Consider the following 17,110-nt stretch of genomic DNA (forward strand, 5'->3'; position numbering starts at 1 on the left):
CACGCTCGGGCGCCCGCTCACGGGGCCCGGGGGCCGCGGGGAATCGCCAGCCGGGTCAGGAGAGCTCCGCCCGGGCGGAGGTCCGGCCAACTGCCCTGCCAGGTCAGGATGGCCGTCGCGGAGGTCGGGAACTTGGTCCGTACGCGGTCCAGGGCGTCCCCGACACCCCTGGCCGCGAGCAGCAGGACCAGGTCTTCGAGGCCCGGGTTGTGTCCGACCAGGAGCAGGGTGCCGGCCTCGTCGGGTGCGCCGTGGAGGACGTCCAGGAGCTCCCCGGCGTCCGCCCCGTAGAGGCGTGGGTCGTGTCGGGTCGGTGGAGGCCCGTCCAGTTCCGCGGCGGCGAGTTCCCAGGTGTGGCGGGCGCGCCGGGCCGGGGAGCACAGGACGAGGTCGGGCAACACCCCGGTCTCCGCCAGGAAGCGACCGGCTGCCGGGGCGTCGCGCAGACCGCGTGGGCCCAGGGGCCGGTCCTGGTCGGGGACGCCTTCCGGCCAGGCGCTCTTGGCGTGGCGGAGGACGACGAGTCGGCGCGGTCGGCCGTGGGCGGACTCGGTGCGCTCGGGTGTTCCGGTGGAGGCTGGCACATGTCCGAGCGTAGGGGGCGGGTCCGCGGGCGGCCATGGAGGCTACGGGTAGGTGCGCACGTCGTCCTGGTAGTCGCGGGCCCGCTCCCGTACGAGCTCGGGCAGGGTTCCGGCCGCCAGGTCGGCGAGGGTCGTGCTCTCCAGGACCTGGCGCAGGCTCGTCCGCACGGCACGCCACACGTCCGGCATGGGCGCCGCCGCGCCGTGGTATTCCAGGCCCGTCAGTTTCAGGTCGCGGACGCTGACCAGCGGTCCGTCCATCGCGCGGATGATGTCGGCGAGGGTGATCTCCGCGGGCGGCCGGGTGAGGGTGTACCCGCCGTCGGGACCGCGGACGCTCCGTACCAGTCGCGCCTGCCGCAGGTCGCTGAGCACGACGAAGAGGAAGCGGACGGGGATGCCCTGGCGTCCCGCGATGTCCTCGGCCTTGAGGGGGCGGTCCGGGGAGCAGGCCAGTTCGGCCATGGCCCGGATGGCGTAGTCCGTTCGTGCTGAGATCCTCACGCACTCAATGTCTCACGAGTGGCGGGTTCCTGACCTGGGCGGCTCAGGACGGGCTCGTCAACGGCTTGCGGGCGCCGCGTTGTTGTCCGGAAGCGGCGTTGTGACTCCACTTTGTTCATCGACATAGTGAACATTGGTCGTGCAGTGCCCGCCCCTTGGTTCGGAGGTCTCCGTGGTGTCCGTGGTACCTGTCGTGTCGTCGTCACCCGAGTCACCCGAGTCACCCGAGTCACCCGAGTCACCCGAGTCGGCCCGCGTCGTGGAACCCGCCGAGTCCGGGCGGTCGTCGCGGCCCACGGTGGCCGTCGTCGGCGCGGGCGCGGCCGGCGCGCTCGTCGCCGTCCAGCTGTGCGAGGCGGCGGCCCGGCGGCGTATCGCGCTCGACCTGGTCCTCGTCGACCCCGCGCCGGAGGCGGGCCGGGGCGTCGCGTACGCCACCGAGGTCCCCGAGCACCGGCTCAATGTGCCCGTCGGCGGCATGAGCTGCTACCCGGACGACCCGGGGCACTTCCGGCGCTGGCTCTGCCGACACGGCGAATCCACCGTCACGGCGGCGGACTTCGCCTCCCGGTACCGCTACGGCTCGTATCTCGCCGACACGCTCGGGCGCGCCGTCATCGCCGCGCACGGCACGGTCTCCGTACGGCGGTTGCGCACCCGGGCGACGGGGTGCGCCGACGCGGCCGGGGGGCGGCTGGAGCTCCGGCTGGCCGACGGCGGCACGGTGACGGCGGACAGTGTGGTCCTCGCCACCGGGCCGGCGGCGGGCAGGGCGGGCTGGGCCCCGGCCGAGCTCGTCGCCTCCGACCGCTTCGTCCCGCGCCCCTGGGCTCCCGGCGCGCTCGACGCCGTCGGCGAGTCGGACGACGTCCTGCTCGTCGGGACCGGTCTCACCGCCGTCGATCTGGCGCTCGTCCTCGACCGCCCCGGCCGTACGGTGCACGCCGTGTCCCGGAGCGGACTGCTCCCCCAGCCGCACGCGGTCGCCCCGCTGCCCGCCGTACCGCCGCCGCCGGGTCTCGCCGGGCTTCCCTTCCACCGCCTCCGCCGGGAGCTGACGCGGCACTTCGCCGCCACACGGCGGGTCCACGGCGACTGGCGACCCGCGCTCGACGGGCTGCGGCCCGAGATCGTACGGCTCTGGCAGGGTCTCACCGATGACGAGCGGGCGGAGTTCCTCGGCCGCGACGCCACCCGGTGGAACGTGCACCGGCACCGTATGGCGCCGTCCACGGCCGAGACGGTCGCCCGGGCCCGTGCCGCCCGCAGGCTCCGGGTCCACGCCGGCCGGGTCGCCTCCGCGGCACCGGGGCAGGACGGCGGCCTCGTCGTCTCCCTCGCCGACGGCCGCGAGATGCGCGTGGCCTGGGTGGTGGACTGTACGGGTCCGGGGCTGCGGGCCGACGCCGGTGGCGACCCGCTGTGGTGCGGTCTGCTGGCCGACGGCTTCGCCGTACCCGGGCCGCTCGGCATCGGTGTGTCCACCGACCGCGGCCGGCTGCTCGACTCCGGCGGGCACCCGGTGCGGTCGCTGTTCACCCTGGGGGCGGCCCGCCGGGGCGAGTTGTGGGAGACGACCGCGATCCCCGAGATCCGCGCGCAGGCGAAGGAGGTCGCCGAGGCCGTGCTCGCCCCGCTGACGCGCGCTCCCCGGTCGGTACGCCGCCGGCCCACCGACCAGTTCGGGCTGCCGCTGTCCACGCACGCGGCGGCCGCGGCGGCCTTCCGGGGCGGACTCGGCCGGGTGGTGACCGTACGGGCGAAGGCGGCCGAGGCCTTCACGCGCGCCACCGAGCTGGATCCCGGGTTCGCGCTCGGGCACGCCGCGCTCGCGCTGCTCGGGCACGAGTGCGGAGCGGACGTCGATGTCGCCCGGGAGCTCGCGGACGCCCAGCGCAGCGTGCGGGAGCGCGGGGACGAGCGGGAACGGTCGTTCGTCGACGTCGTCACGCGCCGCATCACGGCGCACACAGCCCAGGGAGGCGGCGCGGGCAAGTTGGCGGGCGACGGCGACACGGCGCTCGTCGACCACCTCGGCCGCTACCCCGACGACGCGTTCGCGCTCGGCATCGCGGTCCCGACCATCGCCTTCTCCGGCGTCGCGGACCTCGACGGGACCCTGGCCCTGGGACTGGTGGAGCGGACCGCGCCCGCCTACGCGGGGCACTGGTTCCACACCTCGCTCCTCTCGTTCGTCCGGCAGGAGCAGGGGCGGATCGACGAGGCCGGGGAGCTCGCCCGGGCGGCCCTCGCCGAGGAACCCGCCTCCGGCCATGCCGTGCACGCCCTCGCCCATGTCCACTACGAGTCAGGTGACCACCATGTCGGCCGGGACTGGCTCGACGGCTGGATCGGCGGCCACGGACGGGGCGCGGTGCACCGGGCGCACTTCTCCTGGCACGTGGCGCTCCACGAACTGGCCCTCGACGACTCCGCGGCCGTGCGCCGCCGGTGGTTCGCCCAGCTGGCCCCGGGGCAGGTGAACGGGGTGCGGGCGCTCGTCGACTCCGGGTCGCTGTTGTGGCGGGCCCGGATGTCCCGGAACTGGACCGGCCGCGTGCCCGTCGACGGGGTGCTCGGCGCGGTCGCCCGCGAACTCGTCGAGCGTCCCTCGACCGCGTTCACGGCGCTGCACAGCGCCGTGGCGCTCACCGCCGCGGGCGACGTCCCGGCGCTCCGCCGGCTGAGCACGCACGCGGCCGGCGCGGACCCGGTCCAGCGGGAGGTCATCGTCCCTCTGTGCGGCGCGCTGGAAGCGGTCCTGGAGGAGGAGTGGGCGACGGCGGTACGGGCACTGCGCGGGCTGCTGCCCTCGCTGCGCCGGGTGGGAGGCAGCGCGGCGCAGCGCGAGGTCATCGAGGAGACGCTGCTGTACGCGCTGGTGGAGGCGGGGCACCGTGACACCGCCCGCGACCTCCTCGAACGGCGCCTGGACCGGCGGGCGTCCCCGCTCGACCGGCGCCGGCTGGCCGGGCTGAGCGCCTGACGGGCAGCCATCGGCGCCGAGACGACCGAGGCGGGGCAGGGGCGCAGGCCCCTGCCCCGCCTTCGTGTTGCACCTGTACCCCCAGATGTAGTACTTCTTATACATGAGCGAGCAGGTACACAACAGGCTGGCGGTTGTACGGGCCGAGCGGAAGGTGTCGCGACAGGCACTGGCCGAGGCAGTGGGTGTCCACTACCAGACCATCGGCTACATCGAGCGCGGTCAGTACAACCCCAGCCTGGACCTGGCCCTGAAGGTGGCCCGGTTCTTCCGGCTGCCCGTGGAGGCGCTGTTCTCCCTGGAGCCGTTCCAGCCGCTCACCGACGAGGTCTACGGGAGGAAGCAGTGATGACCACGACGCGCTACGACCGGCGGATGTACGCCGTGATGAACGATCGCCGGGCAGCGGCGGTGTACGCCACGGCGGGGCGCCGACGGCTGCTGGTGGGGACCCACTTCGCCCTCACCACCGTCGGGGTGGGCTCCTATATCGGCGCGGTCTTCGGCTCCGGGTTCGGCTCGGTCACCGCGGTCGCCATCGTGCTGCTGCCGTGGGTGCTGCTCACGGGCATGCTGAACGGCGCCACGCGCGGCCTGCTCGAACTGCGCGGTCGGATGCTGGACGAGCGGCAGCTCGTGGAGCGCGACCGGGTGCGGGCCCTGGCCCACCGATTCACCCTGTGGCTGCTCGTGGCCGCCGCGTTCGGCGCGGGCACCTACAGCGTCCTGACGGACGCGCCGCTCCAGGCGGCCGTGACCCCGGTCCTCATCGGCGTGCTCGCCGCGCACTGGATGATGCCGCTGTGGGTGGCCGGCCTGCGGGTCCAGGACGATCTCGGGGAGCTGGACGACGAGTTCGGCGCCGCGTCCTGACGAGTCCTGACGAGTCCTGACGAGTCCTGAGGCCCCGCTGAGGACACTCCCTCAGCGGGGCGTCAGCACGGAGAATTCGTTGCCGTCGGGATCGGTCATCGTCACCCGCCCGGTCCCGCCCTCGTCCGTGTCGACGAGCGTCGCTCCGAGGGAGACGAGGCGGTCGATCTCGGCCCGCTGATCCGTCTGGGCCGGCGGAGTCAGCTCGAAGCGGAGTCGGGTCCGCCCGTCCCTCGGGTTCAGCGGCGGACCGCCCCAGGTGACCTTCGGTCCGCCGTGCGGCGAGCGGATCGCGGTCTCCTCGTCCTGGTCCCAGATCAGGGGCCAGCCCAGCGCCTCGCTCCAGAAGTACCCGACGGCCTGCGTACCGTCGCACGCGAGCGCCCCGATGAATCCGCAGTCGGCCAGAAAGTTGTTGCCCGGCTCGATCACGCAGAACTCGTTGCCTTCGGGGTCGGCGAGGACCACGTGCCCGTCGTCCGGGGTCTGGCCGACGTCGATGTGGCGTGCGCCGAGCGCGAGCGCCCTCGCCACGACCTCCCGCTGGTCGTCGAGGGACGTGCTCGTCAGGTCGAAGTGCAGCGGGTTCTGGAGCGTCTTCTTCTCCTGACCGGGGAGGAAACGGAGCCGGAACCCGGTGTCGTCACTCGGGAGCAGCACGATGCCGCCGTCGGGGTCGCCTTCGGATGCGCCGTTCACCTCCCAGCCCAGGACTCCGGCCCAGAAGCGGGCGAGAAGGGACGGGTCGTTCGCGTCGAAGCTGAGCGCGTGGAGATGGGACGTCATCTCCCGGACCCTGCCCGAAGGGCGCCGACCGATCAACTCGTTTTCTCGGCTCGCGGTCGCACGCTCGCGAGGAGGTCGTCGAGGGGTGCCGGGACCTGTCCGGGGCCCAGGGCCTCGACGAGGAGGGTGCCGTAGCGGATCTTGCGGCCCTTCTTCGTGCCGAGGAAGCGCCGCAGTTGCTGATGGCGAGGCCGGCCGTGCTGCGCGGGCTGGTGCAGGAACGTCTGCCAGGGGCGGAGGTCGCCCTCGGTCCGGACGATCTCCTCGACCCTCTCCGTGCCCAGTGCGCGAATGAGTTCGTCCTCCAGGTCCGCCGCACAGACGAAGACGTCCCGCGTCGATGCCCGTGCCCGCGTCAGGCCCCGGTCGTAGAAGGGCTGCTCACGCTCGTCGCACAGTCCCGCCAGGCGCAGGCCGAGGCCGGGCGGGCCGAGGAGGGCGGCGTAGCGGGCGATGTTCATCGCCCCGCCCATCGAGACCACGCACACGCCCTCCGCGGCGAGGTCCCGGCCACGGCGCGCGGCCAGGGCTTCGACGGCGGCGAGGTCGCTCAGCCCTTCCAGCAGCACCGCCGTCCGTACCCCGAGTCGCACGGCCAGCTCACTCGCGGGTTCGCCGGGGCCGCCGCTCGCCCAGTCACCGACCGCTTCCCGGAACTCGCCCATCTCTTGCATGGAGCGAGTCTGCACCGTCCCCCGACGGCACGGCACGGGATTTCCGCCGACCGTGGCGATCAACAGGTGGCACTGCGGCGGTCATGACGGGAGGGGGGACACCCGACATCCGGCCTCCGCCCTCGTGTCTCCAGGGCCGACAGCGGAGCGCCGGACGGGAGATCCTTCGGCAGCTTCCCGGTGAGCGGGAACTGGCTCCTGCGCCGGGCCGCCTCTCCCTGCCAGGCTCCGGACCGCTGTGGTTCCGGGCCCGCGACCCCCACGAGGGGCCGGGCGGCAGGGAGGACGTGACGGATCATGACAGGCGCGCAGACGGTCGCCCGGCTCGCGGACCGGGCCGCTGAGAGGTACGGGGACGAGGAGGCCCTCGTCTTCGGCGCGGACCGCTGGACGTTCGCGGAGCTGCGGGACCGGGTCGACCGGGTGGCACGCGCGGTGATCGCCCAGGGGGTGCGGCCCGGCGACTCCGTCGCCGTGTGGGCGCCCAACAGCGCCCGCTGGGTGGTGGCCGCGCTCGGCGCGGTGGCCGCGGGCGGGGTGCTCGTCCCGGTGAACACCCGCTACAAGGCGGCCGAGGCCGCCGACATCCTGCGGCGCTCCCGCACCCGACTCCTCTTCACCGAGCACGACTTCCTCGGTACGGACTACCGGGCCATGCTCAGGGCGTCGGGTGAGGAACTCCCGCTGCTCGAACGGACCGTGGCCCTGCACTGCGGTGAATGGGACCGGTTCCTGTCGGGCGCGGACCGCGTCACCGGGGAGGGGCGGCTGGCCCGGAGCGCCGCCGTCCGCCCCGAGGACACCGCCGACATCCTCTTCACGTCCGGGACCACCGGCCGGCCCAAGGGCGTCCCCACCACCCACGCGCAGAACCTGCGCGTGTACGACGCGTGGGCCCGCGCGGTGACCCTCCGGCGCGGCGACCGCCATCTCCTCGTGAACCCGTTCTTCCACACCTTCGGCTACAAGGCGGGCGTCCTCGCCTGTCTGCTGCACGGGGCCACGATCGTCCCCGAGCGGGTCTTCGACGCGGAGACCGTCCTCGGCCGCATGCGGGACGAGCGGATCTCCGTCCTGACCGGCGCGCCCACCGTCTTCACGTCGCTCGTCCACCACCCCCGGCGCGCGGCGTACGACCTGTCGTCGATGCGAATGGCCGTCACGGGTGCGGCGAACATCCCCACCGCGCTCATCGAACAGATCAGGACGGACATCGGCGCGCGGAACGTCAGCACCGCGTACGGACTGACCGAGTCGACGGGCGTGGTCGCGATCTGCCGGCCGCACGAGTCCCCCGAGACCCTGGCCGGCACCTCCGGAACGGCCCTGGAGGGCACGGAGCTGCGCGTCGACGCACCACCCGGCGAGCCCGGCGAGATCCTCACCCGCGGCCACCACGTCATGCACGGCTACCTGGACGACCCCGAGGCCACCGCCGAGGCCGTCGACGCCGACGGCTGGCTGCACACCGGGGACGTCGGCGTCCTCGACGAGCGCGGGTTCCTGCGGATCACCGACCGTCTCAAGGACATGTTCGTCGTCGGCGGGTTCAACGTGTACCCGGCCGAGGTGGAACACGTGCTGCGCGGCCATCCGGCGGTCCTGGACGCGGCGGTCGTGGGCGCCCCGGACGAACGTCTCGGGGAGGTCGGCGTCGCCTACTGCGTACCGGCCGCGGGGGCCCGGATCGACGCGGCGGACCTGGCCGCCTACACGCGCGAGCGACTGGCCAACTTCAAGGCCCCGCGGGCCTTCCACTCCGTGCCGGCGCTCCCCCACAACGCCGCCGGAAAGGTCGACAAGGCCGCCCTGCGCCGGCGGACCACCACCCTTCGCGCGACATCCACCGGATGAGCCGGATGAACCGGATGAGGAGTGTACGAACGTGAACGACAGCATCACCGACTCCGTCGACGTCGTGGTCGTCGGAGCAGGCGTCACCGGCCTGTACGCCGTCCACAAGCTGCGTGGTCTCGGCTACCGCGTGCGCGGTTTCGAGCGCGGGGACGACGTGGGCGGTGTCTGGTACTGGAACCGGTACCCGGGCGCGCGCTGCGACGTCGAGTCCGTGGACTACTCGTACTCCTTCGACGAGGACCTCCAACAGGAGTGGGACTGGAGCGAGAAGTACGCCACCCAGCCGGAGATCATGCGCTATCTGCGCCATGTCGCCGACCGCTTCGACCTCCGCCGCAGCTACACCTTCGCCACCTCGGTGACCTCGGCCGAGCTGGACGAGAGGACGCTGCGCTGGACGGTGCGCACGGACGGCGGCGAGGCGGTCTCGGCCCGCTTCTGCGTGTACGCCGTCGGCTGCCTGTCCAGCACGCACGTGCCGGACATCCCGGGGGTCACGGAGTTCGGCGGCGCCACGTACCACACCGGCGCCTGGCCGCACGAGGGCGCGGACTTCACCGGCCTGCGCGTCGGTGTCATCGGCACGGGCTCCTCCGGCATCCAGGCCATCCCCCTGATCGCCGAGCAGGCGGCCCACCTGACCGTCTTCCAGCGCAGTGCCAACTACAGCATCCCGGCCGGCAACGCGCCGCTGGACGAGGAGACGCGCGTACGGCAGAAGGCCGGCTACGCCGAGCGGCGGCGTCTTTCCCGGCTCAGCGGTGGCGGCTCACCCCATGCGGCGCACCCGTCCGGGACGTTCGAGGTGTCCGAGGACGAGCGGCGGGCGGCGTTCGAGAAGCGCTGGGAGCTGGGCGGCGTCCTGTACTCCAAGACGTTCCCGGACCAGTTGACCGACCGGGCGGCGAACGAGGCGGCGCGCGCGTTCTGGGAGGAGAAGGTCCGCGCCCTCGTCGACGACGAGGACTCCGCCGATCTCCTGGTCCCCACCGACCATCCGATCGGCACGAAGCGGATCGTCACCGACTCGCACTACTACGAGACGTTCAACCGCGACGACGTGCGCCTCGTGAGCCTGCGCGAGAACGCCATCGCGCGGGTCGACGGCAGCGGGATCGTCCTGGCCGACGGCACCCGGGTGGAGCTGGACGCGATCGTGTTCGCGACGGGGTTCGACGCGATGACCGGCGCGATCGACCGGATCGACATCCGGGGGCGCGGCGGGCGAAGGCTGAAGGACGTCTGGAGCGAGGGCCCCCGCACCTATCTGGGCCTCGGGATCGACGGCTTCCCGAACCTCTTCAACCTCACCGGTGCCGGCAGCCCGTCCGTCATGGCCAACGTGGTCCTGTGCGCCGAGCAGCACGGGGACTGGCTGAGCGACTGTCTGCGCCACCTCGACGCGTACGGCTACCGGGGCATCGAGGCGAGTGCGGAGGCCGTGGAGGAGTGGGTCGCGCAGTGCCGCGACCGGGCGGCCGCCACGCTGTTCCCGGCGGCGAACTCCTGGTACCTGGGGGCCAACATCCCGGGGAAGCCACGGGTGTTCATGCCGTTCATCGGGGGGTTCGGGGTGTACGGGGAGATCATCGCGGACGTGGCGGACTCGGGGTACAAGGGGTTCGACCTGATCAGCGTCTGACACGCGCGACGCGGTGGTGCGCCCCCGCCCCCATCGGATCCGGTGGGGGCGGGGGCGTACGCGTGCGGGACCGTCGTGCGGTGGTCAGTGCGGGTAGAGCGCGGCGCGCAGGAAGCCGAACGCGGTCGCGCGGGCCTCGGCCTGGTCGGGCAGGCCGTCGGCGGCCATGGTGAGGAAGCCGTGGAACATCCCCGCGTAGTGGTGGGCCTCCACGGCGACGCCGGCGGCGGTGAGCGCCGCCGCGTACGCCAGGCCCTCGTCCCGCAGCGGGTCGAAACCGGCGGTCACGACGTGCGCGGGCGGGAGCCCGGACAGGTCGGCGGCGGCCAGTGGGGCGGCGCGGTGGTCGGTCCGGTCCGCGGGCTCTCTCAGGTACCTGTCCCAGTACCAGCGCAGGTGGTCGGAGGTGAGGAAGTAGCCCTGGCCGTGCTCGCGGTGCGAGGGCCGGGAGCGGGTGGGGTCGAGCATCGGGTAGTAGAGCGCCTGGCAGGCGATGCGGGGGCCGCCCCGGTCACGGGCGAGCAGGGTGAGGACGGTGGCGAGGTTGGCGCCCGCGCTGTCCCCCGCGACGGCGATACGGCGGTCGGGGAACGTCCTCGCCGCCCAGAGCAGCGCCGTGTACGCGTCCTCGGGGGCGGCGGGGAAGGGGTGCTCGGGGGCGCGGCGGTAGTCCACCGCGACGACGGTCGCGCCCGTGGCCAGGGCCAGCGCGCGGCAGAAGCCGTCGTGGCTTTCGAGGTCGCAGAGGACGAAGCCGCCCCCGTGGCAGTACAGGATCACGGGCGCGTTCTCGTGGACGCCCGGGTCGTAGACGCGTACGGGTACGCCGGCGGCGTCCTCGTCCGTGACGCGGGCCACGGGGAGCGGGGTGACCGGGGGTCTCGGCCGGGCGGCGAAGAAGGCCCGTACCTCGGCGATGTCCGTCATCTCCGTTCCCAGCGGCGGGAAGTGGGCGGTGGCCAGGTCGATGACCGCCTGGACCTCGGGGGCGGGCCGGGTCACGCGTCCTCTCCCTTCGGGGGCAGCGCCGGCATCCGGCCGGCCGACGCCCCGCCGTCCACGGCGAGTTCGGCGCCGGAGAGGTACGAGGCGTCGTCGGAGGCGAGGAAGGCGACGAGGCGGGCGACCTCGTCGGGCTCCCCCACGCGGCCCAGCGGCGCGGCCGGGTGCACTGTGGTGCCGAGGTGGGCGGTCATCGCGGTGGCGATGGCCCCGGGGTGGACGGAGTTGACGCGGATGCCGTCCGGGCCGAGTTCGAGGGCGGCGGTCTTGGTCAGGCCGCGCAGCCCCCATTTCGCGGCTCCGTAGGCGCCGTGCCCCCAGATGCCCTGGAGGCCCGCCTGCGAGGAGATGTTCACGATGGACCCGCCGCCGCTCGCGCGCATCGCCCCGGCCGCTGCCCGGATGCCGAGGAACGGGCCGATCAGGTTGACCCGCAGGAGCGCCTCCAGGCGGGCCGGGTCCTCGTCGACGATGGGCGAGGTGGAGTAGATCGCGGCGTTGTTGACGAGGACGTCGAGCCGGCCGAAGGTGTCGACGGCGGCGGCCACGGCGGCGGCCCAGGAGCGCTCGTCGGTCACGTCGTGCCTTACGAAGCGGGCGGCGGGGCCGAGGGACGCGGCCGTCGCCTCGCCCTCGGCCTCGCGGACGTCGGTGAGGACGACCCGCGCCCCGAGGGCGACGAGGAGACGGGCCTCGGCCTCGCCCATGCCGCGGGCCGCGCCGGTGACGAGGGCGACCTTTCCGGTGAGGTCGGCGGGCATCAGCGGCTCCCCTGGTCGGCGCGGGTGCGGGCGATGTCGTTGACGGCGAGCCAGCTGAAGGTCATGGCGGGGCCGATGGTCGCGCCGGGCCCCGGGTAGGTCTCGCCCATGACCGCCGCCGAGACGTTGCCGGAGGCGTACAGGCCGACGATGGGTGTGCCGTCCTCGCGCAGTACGCGGGCCGTCGCGTCGGTGACCAGGCCGCCCTTGGTGCCGATGTCGCCCGGATGGACGGGGATCGCGTGGAAGGGCCCCTTTTCCAGTGGCGCCAGGTTGGGGTTGGGGAGCGTCGGGTCGCCGTAGTAGCGGTCGTAGACGCTGTCGCCGCGGTGGAAGTCCTCGTCGCGTCCGGCGCGCGCGAAGCCGTTGAAGCGGTCGACCGTGGCGCGCAGTCGCACCGGGGCGACGCCGATCCGTACGGCCAGGTCCTCCAGGGTGGCGGCCTTCTTGACGAATCCGCTCTCCAGCCACGGCTTGGGGAAGGACTGGCCGGGGAGCAGGCCCATGAAGAGGTAGCGGGACTTGGCCACGGCGTCCAGGATCAGCCAGGACGGGACGGTCGTCGCCCCGGGCTTGTCGTTGGCGTACATGGCGTCCACGAACTCGTGGTACGGCGCTGCTTCGTTGGCGTACCGGTCCCCCGCCCCGTCGACGATCACCATGCCGGGGACGCCACGGTCGGCGACGAGGAAGAACGGCTTGCCCTCGGGCAGCACGACCGACGGCGCGCCCCACACCTTGTCCATGAGGTCGGTCCCGGCGCCGAGCGCCGTGGCCGGCTCCAGGGCGTCGCCGGTCTGTCCGTCGGCGGCGGCGCTCCACTCGCCGGAGGTGGGCGCCGGGAGGTACTTCTCCCGCAGGCGCTGGTCGTGCGAGAAGCCGCCGGAGGCGAGGACGACACCGCCGGTCGCCCGGATCGTGAGGTCCCGGCCGTCGCGGAGGACGCGGATCCCGGTGACCCGGCCGTCCTCCTCCACCAGACCGGTCAACGGCGCGGACAGCCACAGGTCGCCGCCGAGGGTGTCCAGCGAGTACCGCATGCGGGCGATCAGCGCCTCCCCGAGGGAGAGCAGTCGCTGTCCGGAAAGCAGGGCCTTGACCGCCCGGCCGCCGACCCTGGCGGCGGTCCGGCGGCCGGCCCAGGTGCGCCCGACCATGTTGAGCAGGCGGAAGTCCTTGGAGGTGATGGTGAGGCCGTAGGTGGGCAGTCCGGCCCGGCGCATGGTGCCGCGCTGTTCCGGGCCCAGCTTCTTGAAGTCGAAGATGCGGGGTTCGATGGAGCGGCCCTGCGGGTAGCCGCCGAGCCGCTCGGGGTAGTAGTCGGGGTAGCCGGGGGTGTAGACGAACCTCACGGCGGTGCGGTCGTGGAACTCCCGCACCATCCGGGGCCCGTGCGCGAGATAGGCGTCCTTGCGCTCGGCGGGTACCCGGTCGCCGACGGTGGCGTCCAGGTAGGCGCGGGCCTTCTCGGGGGTGTCGCCGAGCCCGGCGGCGTCCAGGTGGAAGTTGTTCGGCACCCAGATGGCGCCGCCTGACAGGGCGGTCGAGCCGCCGTACACGTCGGTCTTCTCCACCACCAGGACGGTCAGCCCGCGGAGCCGGGCGGTGAGGGCGGCGGCCATCCCGGCGGAGCCGGAGCCGACCACCACCACGTCGTACGTGTGGTCCCAGGTGTCGTTCATCGGGTTCTCCCTCGTCATCGGGTTCTCCCTGGTCAGCGGGGGGGGTGATCAGGGCGTCGGTGAGGACCGGCGCGTCGTCGCGTTCCGCTGCGGTGGCCGTCAGCCGGTAGCCGTCGGCCGTGTCCCGGACGCGCGGAGTCGCACGTCGCGCGCGTCCCACACCGCCTCGGTGCGTACGGGCGGGGTGGACGTCTCCTTGTCGACGTCGAGGGGCATCAGAAGGCCCCGACGGCGTAGCGGCTGCGGAAGAACAGCAGCGGCCGGCCGTCCTCGCGGGCGTCGAGCGCGACCACCTGGGCGGTGACCAGGGAGTGGTCACCGGCCTCGTGGACGGAGTGCAGCGCGCACTCGACGAAGGCGAGGGCTCCGTCGATCCGTACGGTCCCGTGCTCGCCGGCGCTCCAGGGCACGTCCGCGAACTTGTCGGCTCCGCCGCGGCCGAGCGCGGCGCACGTGTCGCGTTGCTCCTCGGCGAGGATGTTGACGCAGAACCGGCCCGCCCGCTCGATCCTCGGCCAACTCCTTGAGGACTTGCCGACGGCGAGCATGACCAGCGGGGGGTCGAGGGAGAGCGAGGCGAAGGACTGGCAGGCGAAGCCGACGGGTTCGCCGCCGTCGAGCGCCGCCACGACGGTGATGCCGCTGGCGAAGCGGCCGAGGACGTCGCGGAAGTCGGCGGGGTCGATCAGCCGTTCCACTGGTGTCCCCAGAAGCTGTCGGCGGTGATCTCCTTGGCGACCCAGGTGGCGGGGTCGACGACCAGGCCGTCCCAGCCGTACTCGACCTGGAAGCCGCCGGGCGCCTGGGCGTAGAACGACACCATCCGGTCGTTGGTGTGGCGGCCGAGACTGGAGGCGATGGGGATGCCCGCGGCCTGGGTGCGGTCCAGGCCGCGGCCCACGTCGTCCAGGGTCTCCAGCTCCACCATGAAGTGCACGATGCCGGGCGGCAGGGCGCCGGGGTAGAGGCCCAGGCTGTGGTGGCGGCGGTTGGGGCTCAGGAAGTGCATCCAGTGGAAGTCCCGCTGCTCCGCGGCGGTCGGGACGGCCTGCGGCGGGAGCTTCATGGAGTCGCGGAGCTGGAAGCCGAGCAGGTTCGCGTAGAAGTCGAGTGCGGCCTCGACGTCCGGGACGGGGAGCACGACGTGGCCGAGGCCGAGGTCGCCGGTGACGAAGCGGTTGCCGTACGGGGTGCCGAGCGCGGAGTGGTCCTGTGCCTGGCCCCAGTAGATCTCCAGCGGGTTGCCGCAGGGGTCCGTGACGTGGATGAGGCCCCGGACCCGGCGCTCGGCGAGTTCGGTGTCGTCGGCGGCCTTGACGGCGACGCCCGCCGCCTCCAGCTCGGCGGCGGCCGTGGCGAGCGCGGCGGCGTCGGCCACCTCCCAGCCGGCGGCGAGCAGCCGGTCGCTCTCGCCCGCCTGGATGGCGATGCGGTAGGCGCGGTCGTCGACGCGCAGGAGGAGGGTGTCGTCGGTGGTGCCGGTCGCCTGCACCATGCCGAGGACGTCGAGCGCGTAGCGGCGCCACGCGTCGAGGTCGGTGGTCTCCAGCCGCAGGTATCCGAGAGCACGGATGTCCATGGTGATGCCCCTTTTCCGTTCGTGGTGTCAGTGGGAGAGGAAGTCGAGGGCGAGGCGGTTGAACTCGTCGGCCTGCTCGACCTGGGCCCAGTGGCCGCAGTGCGGGAAGACGTGCAGGCGGGCGTCGGGGATGGCCTTGAGCGCGACGAGCGCGCCGTCGAGGGGGTTGACGCGGTCCTCGCGTCCCCAGGTGAGGAGCACCGGCTGGGTGATCCGGTGGGCTTCGCGCCAGAGCATGACGTCCTCGGCCCAGGCGGGGTCGGCGAACGAGGCTCCCATCCGGGCGTTGCCGAGCCTGGTGTCGGGGTCGTTCGCCGAGGCCCAGCGCTCGTCGACGAGTTCGTCGGTGACGATCGACTGGTCGTACGCCATGACGCCGAGGAACGTGCGGAGTTGCTCCTTGGTCGGCTGCGGGGCGGCGCTGAACTCGAAGAGCCGCTTGATGCCCTCGGTCGGGTCCGGGGCGAAGAGGTTGACGGAGACGCCGCCGGGGCCCATCAGGAGGAGCTTGGCGACCTTCTCCGGGTGGTTCAGGGCCACGCGGACGGCGGTACCGCCGCCGAGCGAGTTGCCGATGAAGTGCGCCTGCTCGATGCCCAGTTCGTCCATCAGCGCGGCCACGGCGTCCGCGCTGTAGCTGAAGTAGTCCTTGTCGAGCTCCGGCTTGTCCGAGCGGCCGTAGCAGGGCTGGTCGACGAGGAGCGTACGGAAGTGCTCGGCGAAGACGGGAAGGTTGCGGCCGAAGTTGCTCCAGCCGGAGGCGCCGGGGCCGCCGCCGTGCAGCATGATCACCACGGGTGCCCGGTCCCGGCCCGCGGGTCCGGCCTCGTGGTAGTGGAGGGTGAGTCCCGCCGCCTTGGCGGTGCGGGACGTCGACGCGGGGGTGAGCTCTGCCTCTGCCATCGGGGGCACCTCTCAGGCCATGGTGTCGTGGATGTCGATGCCGAGCGCGCACTGCCCGTACATGACGAGGGCCCGCTCGGGGTCGTTGGCGGCGTGGCCGCGGCCGGTGTGGGCGTCACGCCAGGCGCGCTGGACGGGGCTGGGCCCGGTGCGCATGGCGTTGCCGCCGGCGTTCTCCATCAGGAGGTCGACGGCCGCGACGCAGCGTTCGGTGGCGAGCACCTGGTCCCGGCGGGTGCGGGTGCGGAGCTCCATGGGGAGGTCCTCGCCGCGCTGCGCGTGCGCGTACATCTCGCCGATGTTGCGGGTGATCTGGAGCCAGCTCGCGTCGATGTCACTGGCGGCGCGGGCGATGCGGACCTGTGCGAAGGGGTCCTCGGCGACCTTCTGGCCGTAGGAGACCCGGAACCGCTGCCTGGTGGCCTCGGTGTAGGAGTCGTAGGCGCCCTCGGCGATGCCGACGATCGGGGTGGTGATGGTGGTGGTGAACACGCCGGCGTACGGCAGCCGGTACAGCGGTTCCTGGTTGAGTGCGTGGCCGGGCACCTTCAGGGCGGTGACCGGTCCGAAGCTCAGGGCGCGGTGGTCGGGGACGAAGACGTCCTCGACGACGACGTCATTGCTGCCGCTGCCGCGCAGGCCGACGGTGTCCCACACGTCGTCCACGCGGTAGTCGGAGCGGGGGATCAGGAAGGTGCGCATGTCCACCGGGTTGCCCTCGGCGTCGGGGACGAGGCAGCCGAGCAGGGCCCACTGGACGTGGTCGCAGCCGGAGGAGAAGTGCCAGCGGCCGGACAGCCGGAAGCCGTCGTCGACGGCGGTCGCCTTGCCGGTGGGGGCGTACGAGGAGGCGATACGGGTCTTGGGGTCCTCGCCCCACACCTCCTGCTGGGCGCGCGGGTCGAACAGGGCGACGTGCCAGGGGTGGACGCCGACCACGGAGGCGACCCAGCCGGTCGAGCCGCACGCCTTGGCGATCTCCTTGACCGCCGTGTAGAAGTCCAGCGGGTCCGCCGCCCGGCCGCCGAAGGCCTGGGGCTGGAGCAGCTGGAAGAAGCCGGTGTCCTCGATCTCCTTGATGGACGCGTCGGGTACGCGGCGCAGGGCCTCGGCCTCGGCCGCGCGCTCGCGCAGGCCGGGGGCGAGATCGCGGATCGCTGCCAGGACGTCGTCGGCCATGGGGCATCCCCTTTCGGGTCGTGGTGGGGGAAGTGCCAGGACCGTACGACGCGGCGACACGCGGCGAAATGCGCTGCTCCCACTGAGCGGGAAGGAGA

The 17,110-nt window shown here is 73.1% G+C and carries 16 protein-coding genes; 5 read left to right on the forward strand and 11 right to left on the reverse strand.

What is annotated here, in order from left to right; translation table 11 throughout:
* Window positions 1–17: 17 nt before the first annotated feature.
* Together ACFWWU_RS14330 and ACFWWU_RS14335 are read right to left on the reverse strand one after the other, a co-directional pair.
* Window positions 18–584 carry a SixA phosphatase family protein gene (locus ACFWWU_RS14330; RefSeq protein ID WP_384144048.1) on the reverse strand — a complete coding sequence of 189 codons (567 nt, stop codon included), beginning with the start codon at window positions 582–584 and terminating at the stop codon, window positions 18–20.
* 42 nt (window positions 585–626) lie between these two features.
* Window positions 627–1,088, reverse strand: a complete 462-nt coding sequence (locus tag ACFWWU_RS14335) for an RrF2 family transcriptional regulator (protein ID WP_384144051.1) — start codon at window positions 1,086–1,088, stop codon at window positions 627–629.
* Window positions 1,089–1,386: 298 nt separating this feature from the next.
* Between ACFWWU_RS14335 and ACFWWU_RS14340 the strand changes: the two genes are divergently transcribed.
* The 3 genes from ACFWWU_RS14340 (at window position 1,387) to ACFWWU_RS14350 (ending at window position 4,947) form a co-directional block, all read left to right on the forward strand.
* On the forward strand, window positions 1,387–4,074 hold the full coding sequence (locus ACFWWU_RS14340) for an FAD/NAD(P)-binding protein (RefSeq protein ID WP_384144963.1): 2,688 nt from the start codon (window positions 1,387–1,389) through the stop codon (window positions 4,072–4,074).
* A 103-nt stretch (window positions 4,075–4,177) separates the two neighbouring features.
* Window positions 4,178–4,423: a helix-turn-helix transcriptional regulator gene (locus tag ACFWWU_RS14345; protein WP_329619159.1), complete on the forward strand. Its 246-nt coding sequence runs from the start codon at window positions 4,178–4,180 to the stop codon at window positions 4,421–4,423.
* The gene (locus ACFWWU_RS14350) at window positions 4,423–4,947 is read left to right on the forward strand and encodes a hypothetical protein (RefSeq protein ID WP_384144054.1); all 525 of its coding nucleotides are present in this window, start codon (window positions 4,423–4,425) and stop codon (window positions 4,945–4,947) included. The genes ACFWWU_RS14345 and ACFWWU_RS14350 overlap by 1 nt, the downstream gene beginning before the upstream one ends.
* A 51-nt stretch (window positions 4,948–4,998) precedes the next feature.
* On the opposite strand, the gene ACFWWU_RS14355 is transcribed toward ACFWWU_RS14350, so the two are convergent.
* Window positions 4,999–5,733 carry a VOC family protein gene (locus ACFWWU_RS14355; protein ID WP_384144057.1) on the reverse strand — a complete coding sequence of 245 codons (735 nt, stop codon included), beginning with the start codon at window positions 5,731–5,733 and terminating at the stop codon, window positions 4,999–5,001.
* A 32-nt stretch (window positions 5,734–5,765) separates the two neighbouring features.
* Window positions 5,766–6,407, reverse strand: coding sequence for a TOPRIM nucleotidyl transferase/hydrolase domain-containing protein (locus ACFWWU_RS14360; RefSeq protein ID WP_384144060.1), 642 nt, complete (start codon window positions 6,405–6,407; stop codon window positions 5,766–5,768).
* Between the two features lie 297 nt (window positions 6,408–6,704).
* Between ACFWWU_RS14360 and ACFWWU_RS14365 the strand changes: the two genes are divergently transcribed.
* Both ACFWWU_RS14365 and ACFWWU_RS14370 read left to right on the forward strand, forming a co-directional pair.
* Window positions 6,705–8,261, forward strand: a complete 1,557-nt coding sequence (locus tag ACFWWU_RS14365; protein ID WP_384144064.1) for a FadD3 family acyl-CoA ligase — start codon at window positions 6,705–6,707, stop codon at window positions 8,259–8,261.
* Between the two features lie 31 nt (window positions 8,262–8,292).
* Window positions 8,293–9,906, forward strand: coding sequence for a flavin-containing monooxygenase (locus ACFWWU_RS14370; protein ID WP_384144067.1), 1,614 nt, complete (start codon window positions 8,293–8,295; stop codon window positions 9,904–9,906).
* 84 nt (window positions 9,907–9,990) lie between these two features.
* Here ACFWWU_RS14370 and ACFWWU_RS14375 read toward each other — a convergent pair whose 3' ends face one another.
* The 7 genes from ACFWWU_RS14375 to hsaA all read right to left on the reverse strand — a co-directional run bounded on the left by ACFWWU_RS14375 (window position 9,991) and on the right by hsaA (window position 17,012).
* The gene (locus ACFWWU_RS14375) at window positions 9,991–10,908 is read right to left on the reverse strand and encodes an alpha/beta hydrolase (protein ID WP_384144070.1); all 918 of its coding nucleotides are present in this window, start codon (window positions 10,906–10,908) and stop codon (window positions 9,991–9,993) included.
* Window positions 10,905–11,669 carry a glucose 1-dehydrogenase gene (locus ACFWWU_RS14380; protein WP_384144073.1) on the reverse strand — a complete coding sequence of 255 codons (765 nt, stop codon included), beginning with the start codon at window positions 11,667–11,669 and terminating at the stop codon, window positions 10,905–10,907. The genes ACFWWU_RS14375 and ACFWWU_RS14380 overlap by 4 nt, the downstream gene beginning before the upstream one ends.
* Window positions 11,669–13,369 carry an FAD-dependent oxidoreductase gene (locus tag ACFWWU_RS14385; protein WP_384144076.1) on the reverse strand — a complete coding sequence of 567 codons (1,701 nt, stop codon included), beginning with the start codon at window positions 13,367–13,369 and terminating at the stop codon, window positions 11,669–11,671. Before ACFWWU_RS14385 ends, ACFWWU_RS14380 begins: the two co-directional genes overlap by 1 nt.
* A 197-nt stretch (window positions 13,370–13,566) precedes the next feature.
* Window positions 13,567–14,049, reverse strand: a complete 483-nt coding sequence (locus ACFWWU_RS14390) for a flavin reductase family protein (RefSeq protein WP_384144079.1) — start codon at window positions 14,047–14,049, stop codon at window positions 13,567–13,569.
* Window positions 14,037–14,930 (reverse strand): VOC family protein, encoded by an 894-nt coding sequence (locus ACFWWU_RS14395; protein WP_384144081.1) that lies wholly within the window; start codon window positions 14,928–14,930, stop codon window positions 14,037–14,039. Before ACFWWU_RS14395 ends, ACFWWU_RS14390 begins: the two co-directional genes overlap by 13 nt.
* Window positions 14,931–14,957: 27 nt before the next feature.
* The gene (gene hsaD / locus ACFWWU_RS14400; RefSeq protein WP_384144084.1) at window positions 14,958–15,833 is read right to left on the reverse strand and encodes a 4,5:9,10-diseco-3-hydroxy-5,9,17-trioxoandrosta-1(10),2-diene-4-oate hydrolase; all 876 of its coding nucleotides are present in this window, start codon (window positions 15,831–15,833) and stop codon (window positions 14,958–14,960) included.
* 12 nt (window positions 15,834–15,845) lie between these two features.
* Entirely contained in the window at window positions 15,846–17,012 is a 1,167-nt protein-coding gene (hsaA, locus tag ACFWWU_RS14405) for a 3-hydroxy-9,10-secoandrosta-1,3,5(10)-triene-9,17-dione monooxygenase oxygenase subunit (protein ID WP_384144087.1), read from the reverse strand.
* Between the last annotated feature and the right edge of the window lie 98 nt (window positions 17,013–17,110).

Source organism: Streptomyces sp. NPDC058650 (genome assembly GCF_042717315.1).
Taxonomy (GTDB): domain Bacteria; phylum Actinomycetota; class Actinomycetes; order Streptomycetales; family Streptomycetaceae; genus Streptomyces.